Genomic DNA, 14,721 nt, shown 5'->3' with positions numbered 1-14,721 from the left:
CCGGACGGAGTTCACCAGGCTTCGTCAATTCAGTGGTCCAGGAAATCGCCATCAACACGGACATGGTGTAACCGCTAGCCCTCCACTCGCCTGAGCAGCGCAAGCAACGTCTCGATGGAAGCGAAGAGCCCAGCCTCCTGGGCAAGGCCCCGCCGCGCAAGATGTTGGCGCCGCCTATCTCCCCCGACTGACGCGCGGGTCTTCCCGGGCGCGACACATCGCTCTTGCGATCAAATCTGCAACTGGATGCCGCCCGAAAATCGAACCGATCCTCACATGGTAGTCCGCGTGTCGAGATTCGCTCGCCGGGCGGCGCTCATTTCGGGCGCGCTAAGAACTGAGGTCGTCAGCAGGAGCCCCGCGCCGAGAAACCAGCAATACCAGGCATCAAGCCCAGTAAAATGAAAAGCGGAGGGGGCAGCGATGGAGATCACACCCAATGCGCTGTCCACCCAGACATGCAGCCAGTAACGGATGATCCGGAGGAGCCCCGTCGCATGCTCCGTGAAAGCCGGCAGCAGCAGTGCCAAGATGCGGGGCACCGCCGAAAGCCACAGTGCGACAGGACCGCTCTTGCCTAGGTTCAGCCGGAATGGCGCAACCATCAAGACGATGGCAACAGGATAGTCTATTAGGTAGGTGTGGATAGACTTTGTAATGAAGCGAAAGGGCATGGGCGCAACTCCTACATGCTGGGCAGCTCGATCGGGCTCTTGGGACATCGAGAGTAGGGGCCGCGCACACGAACGCGGATCGACCGCGTTGTGATCGATGGGCCGCTGCCACCAAGTATCGATGAGGTGTATGAGGAGGGTATTGCCGTCTGCGCGCTGTTAGAAATTCCGGATCGCTATCGTTTTCATTCTCTCCGGCGCCAGGGTCTAGAGCTTTCAGACGCTAAGGCCTCCTGCGCTGTAGCTCAGACAATCGCTCGAGTAGAAATCTCCTTCATTCGAGCGCTCCCGGTTTGTCCATCCTTACTGATGCTAACCTAGGCCGCGAGCCCATAAACTTGGCCACGTGATGCAAGGTCCGCTTTGCCGCGTTGGCAATCAAGCTCGCGTTGCGGCGAAACATGTTGAAGGCCAAGAGGCGACGTAACGCGTCCGGGTAAGCTCGAATCGAGTGGCGGGTCGGGGGGCTTGGTTCGTGCCACCACCAGACCTGAGTTTGCAAGAACAGGTTGGTCGTTACCCAGGTAACCCGATTCCGGCGTTCCAAAACGTTTCTGTAGGCATCCTACCCCGCAAATTGGCGATGTCCTTCCCTCTCTTGTCTCGGTCCGGCATCCGGTCGGCGACGTGCGCACGACAAATCCACCGAAGGAGCGGCGTCATGGTCAAAGTCGGCGCGTTGGCACGCGCAATCTCGATTGGACCAAGGGCGGCAACGGGAGTCTCTGCAGGTGCGGCTGGTGGCATTCCTCGCTACGGCATCACGCGGCGCGGCGGCAAATAACGATCGTCTATCGACTCTATGGCGGGAGGTGATTTCCCTCGCCGGCGTTGGAAGGTCATTCTCGTCGGGTGGTGGATAATCATCTTTAACACGAACAGGAGCTACCATGAAGATTCAAGTCTGCAGCCTCGCGATTGCGCTCGCAATTGCTGTTCCTATCGCAGTGGCCGCCACGGCCAAATCGTCTGCTGCGCCGATCAATGGCACGTCGATCAAGGCGGCGATACCAGCCGTGACGACGGACGTGCGCTATCAGGTGCGGCGGGGTAATCCTTACCCTTCGTACCGGGTTAATAATTCGTACTGGGGCTATCCCGCATATAGTTCGTATTGGGGCTATCCGACCTATAACTCATATTATGGAGCCGACGGCTACGGATATTACACGTCAGGTTGCGTGCCCGCACCGCGCGTCGGCGCCTATGCGACAGCGCCCTGGACCGACACACCGACGTGTCCGCCGTATTGATAAAATCGTCTGCGCTGCCGAAGGCCGGCGCGTGCCTGTAGTGAGTCGGCGCCGACCTTCAGGTGATCCGCGATCAGATCACCGTCTTCGACGACATTCGATGGATTGACGATCATATTGGAGCTCTCCGACCTATTACTATCCCGGGTTCTCTTACGGTCGGTGGTGACCACGGCTGGTGGTGACGCTTGGCAGCGTGCGGCTTACTCGAGCCGCCGCTTGTGTGATGAAAGTGGCCATGGAGCAAACGAGGATGACTGCTGAAATGAACAAGCCTGCTGGGCCGCAGCCAGTCAATCCACGAGATGTCGCATGGGCAATCTAGCGAACTGGCTTTACCTTATCGGATCGCTGTGCTTTGTTCTTGGTACAGTGATCAACATGCTTCCGGTTTAAGGAAGACCAACATGTATCTGAGAGATTTTAGCGTTTCTCGGTCATGCGCACGTCGCTCTTGGGTCGATTCCGTTGAGAAAGCCTGGCAGTAATCGATTGTAATGCCGCGTGCACTCTTTTTGCCGGATCTATGCGGGCCTCAGGGCGGGCATCGGGCCGTCTTCCGAAGGTTCTGGGCGATGGTTGCGAGGAAGAACTCATCACTCGCCGTTTTGGCCTCATAGACGTAGACGGTCGAGCGTGAGAATGCGCATGAGATGCGCAAATAGCATCTCGATCTTTTTACGACGCCGCCGCGAAACCAGCCCCTTCCAAGATCGCGCGATCTCGCGCGACATGTCACAAGTGCTTTTATAGATCGATCGCGGCACGTATCGAGCCGGCTTCTTTGGACAGCACCGAGGCTTTAGACTGCAAGCTTGGCAATCATACTCGCCCGGTAGCGTAGTGTCCCACCATCGATCAATGAGCCGGTCGTCGTCTTGGCCGGGGCAGACGTAAACATCGCTGGTATGGTCCTAGGGTGAAGTCATCGCGTGAGAAGGTACCATCCCGGCATCCCCTTCACCACCGACCAATCGCTTTCTATGTTGTGACGCAAGACGGACTCGCGACGGAAGAGATCGCTCTGCCGGAAGCGGCCGTGCCTTTCTTGGAGAACGTCGAGTGATTCGGCACCGCCCCATCCAGACACGAGCCGGCAGTTCATCGGTAGGCGAAATTGAGATGGACCGCATCGCGCAGCCGCCGCTCCGATCGGATGCCCAAGCAGTATCCGATCAGGAGCATCCGGATCATCAGCTCCGGATCGATCGAAGGCCGACCAATGCTACTCTAGAACGGGCGCCAGGTCCCGCCTGATCTCTTGAAGGTCAACAAACCTATCGAAGACGGCAGTGGGAGGGGCGGCGGGGATCTGCTTCTCGGGCGAGAACTCATAGAACAACGCGGCCTGTTCGACTTGCCGATGCCCCATCATGATCTTCAGTTCTGCCAATTAGACAGACTGAATCATTGACCTTCTGCGTCGCAACAGCCGCCTTGTTCAACAGAATCGGTGGTCGGCCCAACGATCCTGTGGCGTCCGGTTTCCAGCAAAGCCGACATGGCGGCGGCTCTCGCGTTGTTTAGCTCAGCGCGCCACTTCCGGACTCATGCACCGCAAACAAGGACTTATTCGATCGGCAGGCCTTGGTGGCTATCAAACGGTCCCAGTCAGTAATCGCGGCTTTTGGGACCAAGTGGTTCAACGCATCTGGGGAGGCGGCTTTCCACCCTAAGCTCCTCTGCTATCCTGTCCGCCGACCATGCAGCGCGAGCGCCAGGCGTTCTGCCGGATGCAGGTTCATCCACTCGGCGAGCTGCGGCGCGCCGATCAGGCGGGACTGCATCGAGATGTCGCGAAGTCCGAGGTGGTGACGGTCTGATCGTGGCAATTTGCCGGAGAGAAGAGATTGCAGAGCACGGCGCGATGATCTTGATCACGACTGGAGAGCCCCATCGCCGGGATGGGCATTTGCCCGGATGATCTTGATAGCCTTGGCCACCGTGCGGGGATCTAGGCCTAGCGCTTGGATCACTTCCTTCTTCTTGCAGCCGAGATTGCGCTTGAGGTAGCCGCGCACACGCTCGACGTTGAATGCCTCCAGCTCCTTGGAGCCGGGGCGCAGCTTCAGCGTTTCAATGGTACAGAAATCGAGGAACATGGTTGAAGCTTCCCACTCGGTCATGCACGCCATTCGCCTTCAGCGTTCAGCTGATCGGGCGGATGTTTTGGCCGCATCAACATGCGAAGCGTTCTCAGATCGCCGCTCGTAGTCGTCGGCAAGCGCCTTAAGCTGCGCCGCAATCGCTGAGTCGGTCATGGTCCTGGCTGCGCGGAGCAAAGTCCGTGCTGTCTCCAAATATGCCTTGCCTCGTTGTGAGATCTGGACCATCACAAAGCCCTCGCGCGGTTCTCTGGCAGCCGGTTGAAAGTGATCTGGAGCCAGCCCACCCAATTGCGGTTACTTTCGCTGCGAGCTCTGAAGCGATCGACGCACTTCTTGGAACAAAGAGGCGTTCGCCACGAGTAGTGCCAGACGAGACCAAACTTGCCATCACAAACTGCGCATCGCGCGGCATTGCCAGTTCTAAGACGTTCGGAGCGGTTTGGCATTGCAGTCTCCTCTTGGCTTTATCGCAGATGTTTGTCGATCATCCTTTTTCACGATCGCACTTTATGAGCCCGTGCGCTCTTCCAACGCATGCAGCCTAGGAAGATCTCGATGAGCAACTCAATTGAACGTCGGTAGTCGTCACATCATCTAAATGGTGTCACGGAGCGATACGAAGGTTTAGGGCGCTTCTCCTTAAGGCCGACCACTTCCGCAATGGGTCTTGGCCGTGTGAGAACGCCAAGAGGCTCGAGCGTGATAGAAGAAGTTATCCGTCCAAGACCGTTCTAGGGCTCAAGCTCGCAAGCGCCTTATGGCGATGTCTTTCCCTCTCTTACCTCTATCGGCATCCGGTCGACGATGTGGCGCACGACAAATCCACCGTAAGAGCGGCGTCATGGTCAAGGACGGCGGCGCGCGTTAGCACGCGCAACCTCGATTGGTCCAAGAGCGGCAACGGTTTAGAATTCTCTGTAGATGCGGCGGGTAGCATTCCTCGCTACGGCATCACGCGGCGCGGCGGCAATAACGATCCTCTATCGACTCTATGGCGAGAGGTGATTTCCCTCGCCGGCGTTGCCAGGGCATTTTCGTCGGGTGGTGGATAGTCATCGTTAACACGATCAGGAGGCTACAATGTCAGTCCAGCAGCCGTTCTCACGCCGCCCCACGGCGGCGAGACGGTGACCTCGAGCGGGGGCTCGAGCGTCGAGATGAAAGTAGAGAGCGGCCAGTCCGGAGGCGACTATGGCGCTGTCCTGTGGACGGTGCGGGCCGGGGAGGAGCCGCCGCTGCACACCCACTCGCGCGAGGACGAGCTGGTCTACGTGGTGCAGGGGCAGCTAATCGCGCGGGTCGGCGATGCCCGCGTCGAGGTGGGGCCAGGCGCCTACGCTGCTCTTCCTCGCGGTGTGCCGCCTACGATCGAGGTGGTCGGCGACCAGGCGACCCTGCTGCTCAGCTTCGTGCCGGGTGGGCTGGGGCGCTTTTTGGTCCCACGAGACGGCGAGCAGCTCGACCCGGCCGCTTTCGGCCTGTCGTTCCCCTAGGGGTCGGGCACGCGGCGCGCGACGTTAGTGACCGTGCGCCGCGAGGAGGAGGAAAACCCCCCGCTGCCATGCGGCCGGGCTGGGACGGACGGTCGGTGAATGCCCTGCAGCCTGCCGTTCACCGTTTCACAAAATAAGCGCGCGCCTTGTATTGGCGGGCCGGATCGGTCTCGATCCGGCGCGCGGCTTGAACCGCAAGCCAAAGGCGCTTTCTCAATCCGGCATTTGCCGCGCTCGAGAAAGATGGCGCGGTGAAATGATCGGCGGCGCGTTGATTCCAGTCAAGTCTGTGTTTGGGTTGCCTGCGTTGAACGGCGTTCGGCCACCGGCTTGCGGAAGCTTATCGCCATCCGATTCCAGGCGTTCATTGTCGATATCGTGAGCGTTAGATCGACAAGTTCAAGGTCATTGAAATACCGCGCGACCTGATCGTAGTCCTCGTCTGGAACATGCGTATCAGAAATGCGCGTAATGCTCTCTGCATATGCGAGCGCTGCGCGCTCACGCGGAGTGAATAATTCGGTTTCGTGCCAGACGGTCAAGCAATGAAGCCGCTGCGAATTTTCTCCATCACGCAATGCCTCGTGCGAGTGAAGATCGACGCAGTACGCGCACCCATTGATCTGCGAGACCCTCAGCTTGACAAGATGGCGCAGAGACGCCTCGATACTTGATTGTTCCACGTACGCGTTCAGAGTCATCATGAGCTTCACCGCTTCCGGGGCGACGGCCCAATACTTTAGTCTCAGCATTTCAGACTCCTGTTGAGTGCCATTTCTCTGTTCATCACGTGGTCCTATTCCAACGTGGCGCCGTGCGCTCGAATGTCAGGTGAGTTGTTGCTTGCCTGACTCCGCATCCGCCGCTATCGCGCTACCAATCAGCTAGGGACCTCATCGAGTTCAAGCTCATCGGTCGACGGTTCCAGGAGCGCACCAACCTTTCCAAGCAACCCACCGAACACGAGAAACACTACAGGTGTGTACTCGTAGCTCACGACGCTCGACGACCACGTGGAAAGATCATCGGCGGTTTCGCCCTGACCTATCATCGCCTTCGATCGGTTCGCTTCGGTCGAGCCGAGCATCAGGAACGTAGTCGAAGTAGGTTTTGTGAGGGATTTGGAGGCCGCCCCCTCGAGCGAAAGCATTATTCCTGTCCATCGTTATCTCCTCGTGGACCATCGTTCCTCTCAATGCGTCTGAGGGTTTATTTGATGGGCGTGGTAAGAGGATTGTCATTGGTGTCGAGGACGAAAACAGCGAGCAGCTTTGCCGGCTCGGTTTTGCTCGCGTTGCGGCTGATCGAATGGATCGCACCCGGTGTTTCGGACCAGCTTTCGCCAGCGCGATAGATGCGCGTCTCGCCGTCGTTCACCCTCGACTCGATCGCGCCCGAGATCACATAGACGTAGATGAAAGCCGACTTCGCGTGGGTGTGGGACGGAGAGGCCGCGCCCGGCGGGTAATCGACCTCCACCGCGAGCAGCGACTTGCCAGGGATATTGGGAATGGCCGCCTCGAAGTTCTTCGTGACGGTTTCCGTTTTGCCGTCATGGGCCGAGACGGGGCCGGCTATCGGGATAGCGAGGGCCGCGCAGGCGGCAGCGATGATGGTGCGGGTCTTCATGGGCTTGCTCCTTCTGCCGATAGGTTGGTCCTGTTCCGCGCCGAACGGGTCAGTCGGGCGGGATGAAGTCGACGTGGGACCCCGGCCCGATAATGAACACCGCGAGCGTGGCGAGAACCAAGGCGACCGCGGCGTCAGCCATCGCCATGCGGAATGAACAGCTGGGGACCGCTCTGCTGCAGGACGCCGCCGGGCAGGGCGATAACGAAGAGCGACCCGGCGCGCGAGACCGCGCTGTTGACGCCAGACGCGTTCCGGCGCGATCGGACTCGACGGAGGTGAGAACGAGAGTCGTCAACGGCGCGATCGCCTGGCTCATGCCCAGCGCCAGCAACAGGATGGGAGGGAATATATCCGTCCAATAAGTCGCGTTCGAACCGACACGGAGCGCGATGGCGCATCCCAAGGCGACGACGGCGCTGCCGGCGAACAATGGCAAGCGCCGGCCGAACCGGCGGCAAAGCATGCCGGCGAGCGGCGAGATGACCGTAATCAGCACTTGCAGGGGAATGAAGGCTAGGCCCGCCACCAGCGTTGGCAGGTGCGCGCCCCGCATCATCACGAAAGGGATCAAGGTTAGCATGACCGTGAACAGCCCGTAGAGGAGCACAGTGAAAAGGTTCGCGCCGACGACCGACCGCGAGGCGAAGAGGGACGGGGCAGCAGGGGCGTTGTGGCCTAATTGCCGTTCGTTCACGATGAGGCCGAATAGGCCGCCCAGACCGACGATCAGGTTGACGAGCACCCAAAGGTTCAGACCGGAGCCGTTGGTCAGGCCGGTCAGCCCCGCGTCCAACCCGCTCCCGACTGCCGAAAGAACCGCGCCACGGACGTCGACCCGGGCGCGGTTGGTCGGGGAGTCCTTGGGTATCCACGCGGTGCCGGCGGCCAGCGCACCAGCGACCACGGGCAGTAGCATCAGAAAGGTCGCCCGCCAGGACCCGTGATCGAGGTTCGCGCCGACGATCGCGGGTGCGACGCCGCTGGCGACAGCCGCCGCGGCGGACCAGATGCCGACCGCAGGAGCTTTCGTGTCGGCGGGAAAGGCCCGCCCGAGCACGGAAAAGCCGTTGGGCAGGATCACGGCTTCGCGCAAGCCTTGCAGGAACCGGCCGACGATGAACGACGCGAAACTTGGTGCGAAACCAATCGCGGCCGCGCTCAGGCCATAAAAAGCGATCCCTGCGAGGAAGATCCGCTTCTGTCCGAACCGGTCACCCAGAGCGCCGGCGATCAAGGTCAGGGCCGCGAGCGGCCGGAACTCGGCGTTTATCACCCACTGCAGGTCGAGCGGCGATAGGCGCATGTCTCGGCCAATCGCCGCGAGCGCGACCGTGACGAGGGAACTGCTGACGAACACGAGGCAGCTGCCCAGGCTCAACGCGGCGAGCACCTTGGTGCTGCCCTGCGCACCGACGGCCTTAGGCTTGGAGAGCGCCAGGCTGCGGTCAGTCAGGATCAGGGAGGCGCTGCTCACGACCCAATCCCTCAGGTTAGGTTGCGCGAGCGGCGGCGCGCGAGATCATTGGAGGGCAGCTTGTAGCCGCGCCGCCGTGTCCGTTCGCCGATCACTCCTCGCAACATCAATTCCACCTCAAGCAGCCCCCCTCTAAACGGTCGTCACTTACGGCCCGCGCTGCACCGCCCGATGTGACGGCGACGCCAAAGAGGACGCGTCTCCACCAACCGCTCGGCTAACTTGCGGACGCAGATCTCACAGAGAATGTCGAATGCATCGATCAGCAATCCCTTGTTGTGTATCTTTTTATCCGAAATGGGATAGGTATTCGGGGCATCCCCGGCATCAGCTCCGCTCTCCAAATGGAGGGCGGTGTCGACGTGGATGTGCCTCGGGTCTAGTGGGGAATTGAGCGCCAGATCGAAAAGATGATCATCCTTGATACGATACTCGCAGTCGTATTCTTTATTCACGAGTCGAGAAACCGCCCTCACGACACCAGCTACTTCTAATCTCATCTGAAACTCCTGGTGAAGCTCCTGGCGCCTCTTGGGGGATGCTACGCCGGCGGCATTTCACTCGGGAAATATCTGACTGTTATGGTTTCCATTCCCACGCGTTTACCGCGGCTTTGAGGTGTCGACGGCGTGCGTAGAGACGGCTGCTGCTCTGGTCTCGGCGAAGAGCGTGTCGCCTCTCCGCAACGCACCTGGAAAATCAGGCGGGCTACGCATCAAGCGTACTGCCGTCGGGCAACACCGGTGACACGTCATCGACGCCATGCCCACTTATCAGTTCAGGAGAGCAGATAGCCACGCGTTGCGCACGCCGCGACGGGATTGATGGCCGATATGGCGACCGAACGGGCTTAGAAGTCTCTGCAGATGCGGTTAGTGGCATTTCTCGTTACGGCATCACGTGGCGCGGCTAGCGGCAATAACGATCGTGTATCGACACTATAGCGAGAGGTGATTTCCCTCGCTGGCCTTCCTAGGTCATTCTCCAAACCCTCGTAGACCTTCGATGCCGCGACCAAACGCGATGCCGAATCGACCAAGGGACTCGAATGCAAAGCAGCGACGTAATTGAGTCGTCACGCCTCTCGGAGGTGGATCAGCAAAGTTACGTTATTCCCGGATACGACGGCCGTCCTTGCGAGGACTGCTGGCGCTTTGAGCGCCCGGCATTTCAACAACGAGGACCAATTGTAATGCTGCAAAATGGCGATGTCTTTCCCTCTCTTACCTTTGCTCGCGTCGGTGGTGGCGAAATCCATTTGCCTGCCGATCTGGCAGGTTGGTTCGGTGTGGTCCTATTCCACCGCGGTTCCTGGTGTCCGTACTGCAACGCCCAGCTTGCCGCTTTCGCGCGAGCGGCGGACAAATTCGCTGGGGAAGGCATCAAGGTCGTCTCGGTATCGGTAGACGATCGAGAAAAGTCGGAGATGCTCGTCGAAAAGCACAAGCTCGGCTTTCCGGTCGCTTACGGCGCCAACGCGCGAGCGGTTTCCGCGGTCACCGGCGCCTTCGTCAATGACGATCCCGTGTGTCTCCAGGCAACGGGCTTCGTCCTCAATCCCGAATGCCGGGTGGTGACGGCCGTCTATTCGACCCGCGCGATCGGCCGTCTGATGCCTGATGATGTGCTCGGTTTTGTCCGCCACCTCAAATCTTTAGCAAAGAACTGAAGACCAGCGGACTAGCGGGGAGGTCAATGAATGGCACAGCCGTTCGTAGAGCCGTGCAGCCGCGGCGTTATCGATGCGGAATCGGGCCCGGGAGAACTCGGGCGGGGAGAGCCGGGTCGACACCGGAGCATGGTGCTGGCCGCCTGCGTGCTCGCATCCTCGATGGCTTTCATCGATGGGACGGCGCTTCCGGTCGCGTTGCCGAGATTGCGCGCGGATCTCGGTGCGGACCTCGCCTCCGTTCAATGGGTTCTCAACGGGTATATGCTGGCACTTGCCTCGCTGACATTGATCGGCGGTGCGCTCGCCGATGTTTACGGCAAGGCGCGCATGCTCGCGCTCGGTTGCGTCTTGTTCGGTCTGGCGTCCGCGGCTTGCGCGCTGGCGCCTTCGCCCGCCTGGTTGATCGCCGCGCGCGTCGTTCAGGGAGCGGCAGCTGCAATCGTTACCCCTGCCAGTCTCGCCCTGATCGGGGCCACTTACCCGCGCACGGAGCGAAATCGAGCAATCGGCGTATGGGCCGCGGCATCGGCTCTCACCACCGCCGGAGGTCCCGTCCTTGGCGGCTGGTTGACCGAGACCCTGGGCTGGCCATTCGTGTTCTGGATCAACCAGCCACTCGCGCTCGTAGCAGTGGGAGTTCTGCTGGTCTTCGCGCCCAAAGATGGACGCATTCAGCGCCGGTTCGACGTGATCGGCGCCGCCATCCTGGCTTCGGCGCTCGGGGCACTCGCCTGGGCGCTCAGCCAGATCGGACCTACTGAAGCTCAGGGCGCCGCGGACGCTCCGGCTCGGACAGGCACGGCGCTCGCGATCGTCGCCGGGCTCGGCATTGTCGGGCTCGCTGTCTACGCGTTCTGGGAGTGCAGAAGCGAACACCCGATGACGCCACCCCGCCTTGTTGAGAACCACGCCTTCCTCGGGCTGAACGTCGCGACCCTGATGATCTATACGGGGATTTCGATTATGTTCTTTCTGCTGCCTTTTGATCTCGTCGATCGCCGCGCCCTATCGTCGACCGATGCCGGGCTGGCATTCCTGCCCTTCACGCCGGGCGTGGGACTCCTGTCGAATGTCTTCGGCGGATTGGCGGACAAGATTGGCGCGCGGACTATGCTCATCGTGGGACCGGCAGGTGCTGCACTAGCATATGTTTGGATGGCGCTCAGTCAGAAGGAATCCTTGATTGTTGGCGTTATCGCACCCATGACGCTGCTTGGCCTGTCTTTCGCAGTGCTCGTGGCACCGCTCACCGCGTCCGTCATGTCGAGCGTTGATCAGACGAACGAGGGGCTCGCCTCCGGCATCAACAATGCGGCGAGCCGGATCGCGCAGCTTATCGGCGTGGCACTGGCCGCCGGTGTCGCGTCTTTCGAGTCTGGCTACGAGGTCGGTCTCGCCGTAGCCGCCGCGGCCTCGGTCGGCGGCGCCTTTACGGCCGCAATAACCCCGACGCCGGACGCCATCTTATAAGGCGTATTCGATGCGAACCGATCGCCATGCGAGCATGATTTAGGAATCTCTTGCCTGCGTTGGCGAGCGTTGCGCCGCCAGGATGACGTATAAATAAGGCAACCCCGACTTCATCTTCCAGCTCTCGGATGCCACATCTGATCGTCGGTTCCCGAACCCGAGTTCGGCGACGGCGGACAAACGTAGCTTTCGACGTTAAACATTCGACCCCGCCCATCAGGATACAATCTCCGGTGCGACCTTTGGGCGGCCGAACTTGCGCATACTCTCAGTCGCGGATTTCCATAACTGCACACCAGTGACCGGTATTCACTTCAACATTAGCCTCTCACTAGAGCAGGTAGGGATGGACATAGACAACACGGTCTGGGCAACAGGATGGTCGACCAAGTCATCGTGCAATGGTACCAAGTCGTGTCAACGATGTGTGGCCGATCGACGTATATGACACGCCAAGCGCAGAGACCTATGCCATTCAGGATTCTTCGCAGGACCTTCCCCCGGGGCGAGGCCGTCGGATTGCACGCGCACAAAGAATCACAAGTAATCTTTGCTGCTTCGGGAACGCTGCAGGTCTACACCGCATCTGGACGCTGGTTCGTCCCGCCCCAACTTGCGCTCTGGATGCCAGCCGGCATACCTCATCGGGTCGATATGCTTTCCGATACCGAATTGCGGATGATCTACTGGCACCCATCGGCTTTACAGAAGTGGCGCCGGAAAGGCCATTAGTTACATATTCGCCCTGACGGTTACACCGCTTCTACGGGAATTGATCCTCGCCGCCTTCAAGGTCGATATTTCGTCCAAAAAAGCCGAGCTTGCCGTCCGATTGATTCTTCACGAGCTTACCGAGACACCCGACGTTCCGGTGTTCCTTCCGATGCCAACAAGCACGATCGGAAGACGCGTCGCTGATCTGGCTTTAGCGGATTCGCAGATGCAGCTCGGCGTCAGCGACCTTGCCCGTCGCGCGGCAACGTCGATTCGCACGATCAGCCGCATTTTCCCGCTTGAAACTGGATTGAGCTTCAAGGCCTGGCGACAAAGAGCAAGAATAGCGCTCGCGATCGATCAACTCTCGGCGGGGCGTTCAATCTCGAGAGTCGCGGCAGATGTCGGCTTCAGCAGCACGGCGGCGTTCTCGTTTGCCTTCGGGCAAGTAACGAAAATGACACCGACTGCCTTTCTTCATAATCTCCCGATTCTGGTAGTCCCGCCGACATGAAAAAGCGGGAGCGCGCTTAGGTGGCTATAGCGTAGAACGTAGTACCCATCATGCCGCAGGCCTGCGAAGCGGCGGAGCATGAAGCGGATCGAGTCAGGATTTCCCAGTTCTCTCAACAGGGTCGACCCCGAGCTTCGCACCGGAAAAGTGGCCGATCATCACGTTGAAGGCCTCGGCCCTTGCCGTGCGCCGTGTAGTTACCGCCGTTCTGCTGAATGAGGTTCCAGGGTAGTTGCGCTTCCCGATATTGACCCCGAAGTGCCGAAGGATCGCGTGCGCATTTGAGATGTGGAAGAAGAGGTCAGGCAGCACCAGGTGCCGGATGTAGTCGTCGCCGCTGAACCATCCGCGCACGATAGGCAGTCGCAAGTCACAAAGCCAATGCACCGATCCTAACGCCGGACATTCCCGCGATGATCGCGGCCGCGACGATGGCGCTCATAGCGACGCAGACACCCCAAAAGCGATCGGCATTACGTTGATCGACACCGTGTGCCATCAGCACCACTCTCAGTCCTGAAGCAAGGTGGCTCAGGACGAAGAAGGCGCCGAGCGCGTAGTGAGGCAGCAGACGAATATTCCATGCGTCATGAATGAGCCCAGTCGGGGCTCCGATCGCGAAATTCCAATCCGTCGGTATGCCGAGGAAGCTTCGCGCGTAGACGAAGACCGAATTCATGTGGCCGAGAATGAACACTGAGAGATAGGCTCCCGAAGCGACCTGATAGGTCCGCTGGAAGTCATGCGCAGCGGCGCTCCAGCGCCATGCCAGAAAGAGGCCGGTGCCGATCTGGAAAAGCATGGCCGCCACCAACAACGGTTCGCCTACGGCAGAGCGATAAACCACGCGTCCGATCTTCATAACGGCCGCATGCGCATCCGGTCCTATCAAGCCAAACAGATGATTGGTGAGATGAAATACCACATATATGGACAGGACTGCGGCCGTTACCCCGTGGACAACCCGCCACCCCCCGACTGCAGGCACAGTTGCAGCAACCGGATCTCGGGCAGATTGCGACCAGATCGTGATAGCGAGCCAGATCGCGCACCAGACGACCTCGTCGGGAATAGGGCTCTTGATCATGGCCTGGACAACGCCGAGAAAGACATAGAGCGTTGGCGACACAACGCTGGCATAGGCGAGGCGTCTTGAGCCGGGATCGGACGTGGGTCGGCAAGCCAGAGCGATCCCAAGAAACGGCACGACGAACGCAACGACCAGGATGAAGATCGCGCTGGCGATTGCGAGCGGTGGCAAGCTTACCGCTTGCGTGCCGACGATGGTATGAAAAGCATTGAGCAGAAATGGATAACAAATCGCTGCCGCAGCGGGAGTTAGAGCCACATAGTCAAAGCGCTTCTCAAGAAACGTTCTGCGATTCTGCGGGCGAACGAATACTTCCATCATCAACCTATAGAGTCACAACAAAGAAACCGATGTGCGAGACGACGTCCAAGACAGGTTTGAAAACTTGCCTTCGCTTATCGCCTTGCGGCCGTGCATCGATTCTTGATTGTTTCGATGACCATATAAACTCACACTCTGTCAAAGCGCGCTCACGAAAAGGAAGGCAGAGCGTTCATCGCTTCTCCATTTTCGTCCTATTTCCCGGCCGGCTTTCGTGGGCCGAAAATGCCGCTCTGGCTTACAAGGATAATACGCGAGGTGTCTCTTTTTGTTTTGGCGATCTCCGTCGTCGTTGAGACAGTGAAT

The 14,721-nt window shown here is 59.5% G+C and carries 15 protein-coding genes and 2 pseudogenes; 6 read left to right on the top strand and 11 right to left on the bottom strand.

What is annotated here, in order from left to right; genetic code table 11:
* Positions 1-272: 272 nt before the first annotated feature.
* Positions 273-674: a hypothetical protein gene (locus tag JQ632_RS21580; RefSeq protein WP_212404586.1), complete on the bottom strand. Its 402-nt coding sequence runs from the start codon at positions 672-674 to the stop codon at positions 273-275.
* 890 nt (positions 675-1,564) lie between these two features.
* Here JQ632_RS21580 and JQ632_RS21575 point away from each other — a divergent pair.
* Complete coding sequence (locus tag JQ632_RS21575) at positions 1,565-1,927, top strand: hypothetical protein (RefSeq protein WP_212404585.1); 363 nt, start codon at positions 1,565-1,567, stop codon at positions 1,925-1,927.
* 535 nt (positions 1,928-2,462) lie between these two features.
* On the opposite strand, the pseudogene JQ632_RS40475 reads toward JQ632_RS21575, so the two are convergent.
* The 3 genes and pseudogenes from JQ632_RS40475 to JQ632_RS21560 form a co-directional block, all read right to left on the bottom strand.
* Positions 2,463-3,302 (bottom strand): annotated as a pseudogene (locus JQ632_RS40475) (transposase).
* Between the two features lie 297 nt (positions 3,303-3,599).
* A pseudogene (locus JQ632_RS40310) lies at positions 3,600-3,824 on the bottom strand (hypothetical protein).
* Positions 3,805-4,053 (bottom strand): hypothetical protein, encoded by a 249-nt coding sequence (locus JQ632_RS21560; RefSeq protein WP_212404584.1) that lies wholly within the window; start codon positions 4,051-4,053, stop codon positions 3,805-3,807. Before JQ632_RS21560 ends, JQ632_RS40310 begins: the two are co-directional and overlap by 20 nt.
* Before the next feature lie 1,139 nt (positions 4,054-5,192).
* On the opposite strand from JQ632_RS21560, the gene JQ632_RS21555 reads away from it, so the two are divergent.
* Positions 5,193-5,528, top strand: coding sequence for a cupin domain-containing protein (locus JQ632_RS21555; protein ID WP_212404583.1), 336 nt, complete (start codon positions 5,193-5,195; stop codon positions 5,526-5,528).
* Positions 5,529-5,809: 281 nt separating this feature from the next.
* Here JQ632_RS21555 and JQ632_RS21550 read toward each other — a convergent pair whose 3' ends face one another.
* From JQ632_RS21550 to JQ632_RS21530, 5 genes are all read right to left on the bottom strand, one after another.
* Positions 5,810-6,280, bottom strand: coding sequence for a carboxymuconolactone decarboxylase family protein (locus JQ632_RS21550; RefSeq protein WP_212404582.1), 471 nt, complete (start codon positions 6,278-6,280; stop codon positions 5,810-5,812).
* A gap of 128 nt (positions 6,281-6,408) precedes the next feature.
* The gene (locus JQ632_RS21545) at positions 6,409-6,678 is read right to left on the bottom strand and encodes a hypothetical protein (protein ID WP_212404581.1); all 270 of its coding nucleotides are present in this window, start codon (positions 6,676-6,678) and stop codon (positions 6,409-6,411) included.
* Between the two features lie 59 nt (positions 6,679-6,737).
* On the bottom strand, positions 6,738-7,157 hold the full coding sequence (locus tag JQ632_RS21540; protein WP_212404580.1) for a cupin domain-containing protein: 420 nt from the start codon (positions 7,155-7,157) through the stop codon (positions 6,738-6,740).
* Positions 7,158-7,206: 49 nt separating this feature from the next.
* Positions 7,207-8,634, bottom strand: a complete 1,428-nt coding sequence (locus JQ632_RS21535; RefSeq protein WP_212404579.1) for an MFS transporter — start codon at positions 8,632-8,634, stop codon at positions 7,207-7,209.
* A gap of 143 nt (positions 8,635-8,777) precedes the next feature.
* Positions 8,778-9,134, bottom strand: a complete 357-nt coding sequence (locus JQ632_RS21530; protein ID WP_212404578.1) for a hypothetical protein — start codon at positions 9,132-9,134, stop codon at positions 8,778-8,780.
* Positions 9,135-9,682: 548 nt separating this feature from the next.
* Here JQ632_RS21530 and JQ632_RS21525 point away from each other — a divergent pair.
* The 4 genes from JQ632_RS21525 to JQ632_RS39525 all read left to right on the top strand — a co-directional run bounded on the left by JQ632_RS21525 (position 9,683) and on the right by JQ632_RS39525 (position 13,004).
* Positions 9,683-10,303: a redoxin domain-containing protein gene (locus tag JQ632_RS21525; protein WP_249152391.1), complete on the top strand. Its 621-nt coding sequence runs from the start codon at positions 9,683-9,685 to the stop codon at positions 10,301-10,303.
* Positions 10,304-10,333: 30 nt separating this feature from the next.
* Positions 10,334-11,776, top strand: coding sequence for an MFS transporter (locus JQ632_RS21520; RefSeq protein ID WP_212404577.1), 1,443 nt, complete (start codon positions 10,334-10,336; stop codon positions 11,774-11,776).
* 378 nt (positions 11,777-12,154) lie between these two features.
* A complete protein-coding gene (locus JQ632_RS39530) occupies positions 12,155-12,508 on the top strand; it encodes an AraC family ligand binding domain-containing protein (protein WP_312015644.1) in 354 nt (117 codons plus the stop codon).
* A 40-nt stretch (positions 12,509-12,548) separates the two neighbouring features.
* Positions 12,549-13,004 carry an AraC family transcriptional regulator gene (locus tag JQ632_RS39525; protein WP_249152382.1) on the top strand — a complete coding sequence of 152 codons (456 nt, stop codon included), beginning with the start codon at positions 12,549-12,551 and terminating at the stop codon, positions 13,002-13,004.
* 93 nt (positions 13,005-13,097) lie between these two features.
* Here the strand turns inward: JQ632_RS39525 and JQ632_RS21510 are convergent, their stop codons facing one another.
* Entirely contained in the window at positions 13,098-13,373 is a 276-nt protein-coding gene (locus JQ632_RS21510) for a DUF1993 family protein (protein ID WP_212404576.1), read from the bottom strand.
* A gap of 1 nt (position 13,374) precedes the next feature.
* Complete coding sequence (locus JQ632_RS21505) at positions 13,375-14,415, bottom strand: hypothetical protein (RefSeq protein ID WP_249152380.1); 1,041 nt, start codon at positions 14,413-14,415, stop codon at positions 13,375-13,377.
* Between the last annotated feature and the right edge of the window lie 306 nt (positions 14,416-14,721).

Source organism: Bradyrhizobium liaoningense (genome assembly GCF_018130955.1).
Classification (GTDB): Bacteria; Pseudomonadota; Alphaproteobacteria; order Rhizobiales; family Xanthobacteraceae; genus Bradyrhizobium; species Bradyrhizobium liaoningense_C.
The sequence above is the reverse complement of the archived record's forward strand: the minus strand, read 5'-3'. Positions and strand labels throughout refer to the sequence as shown.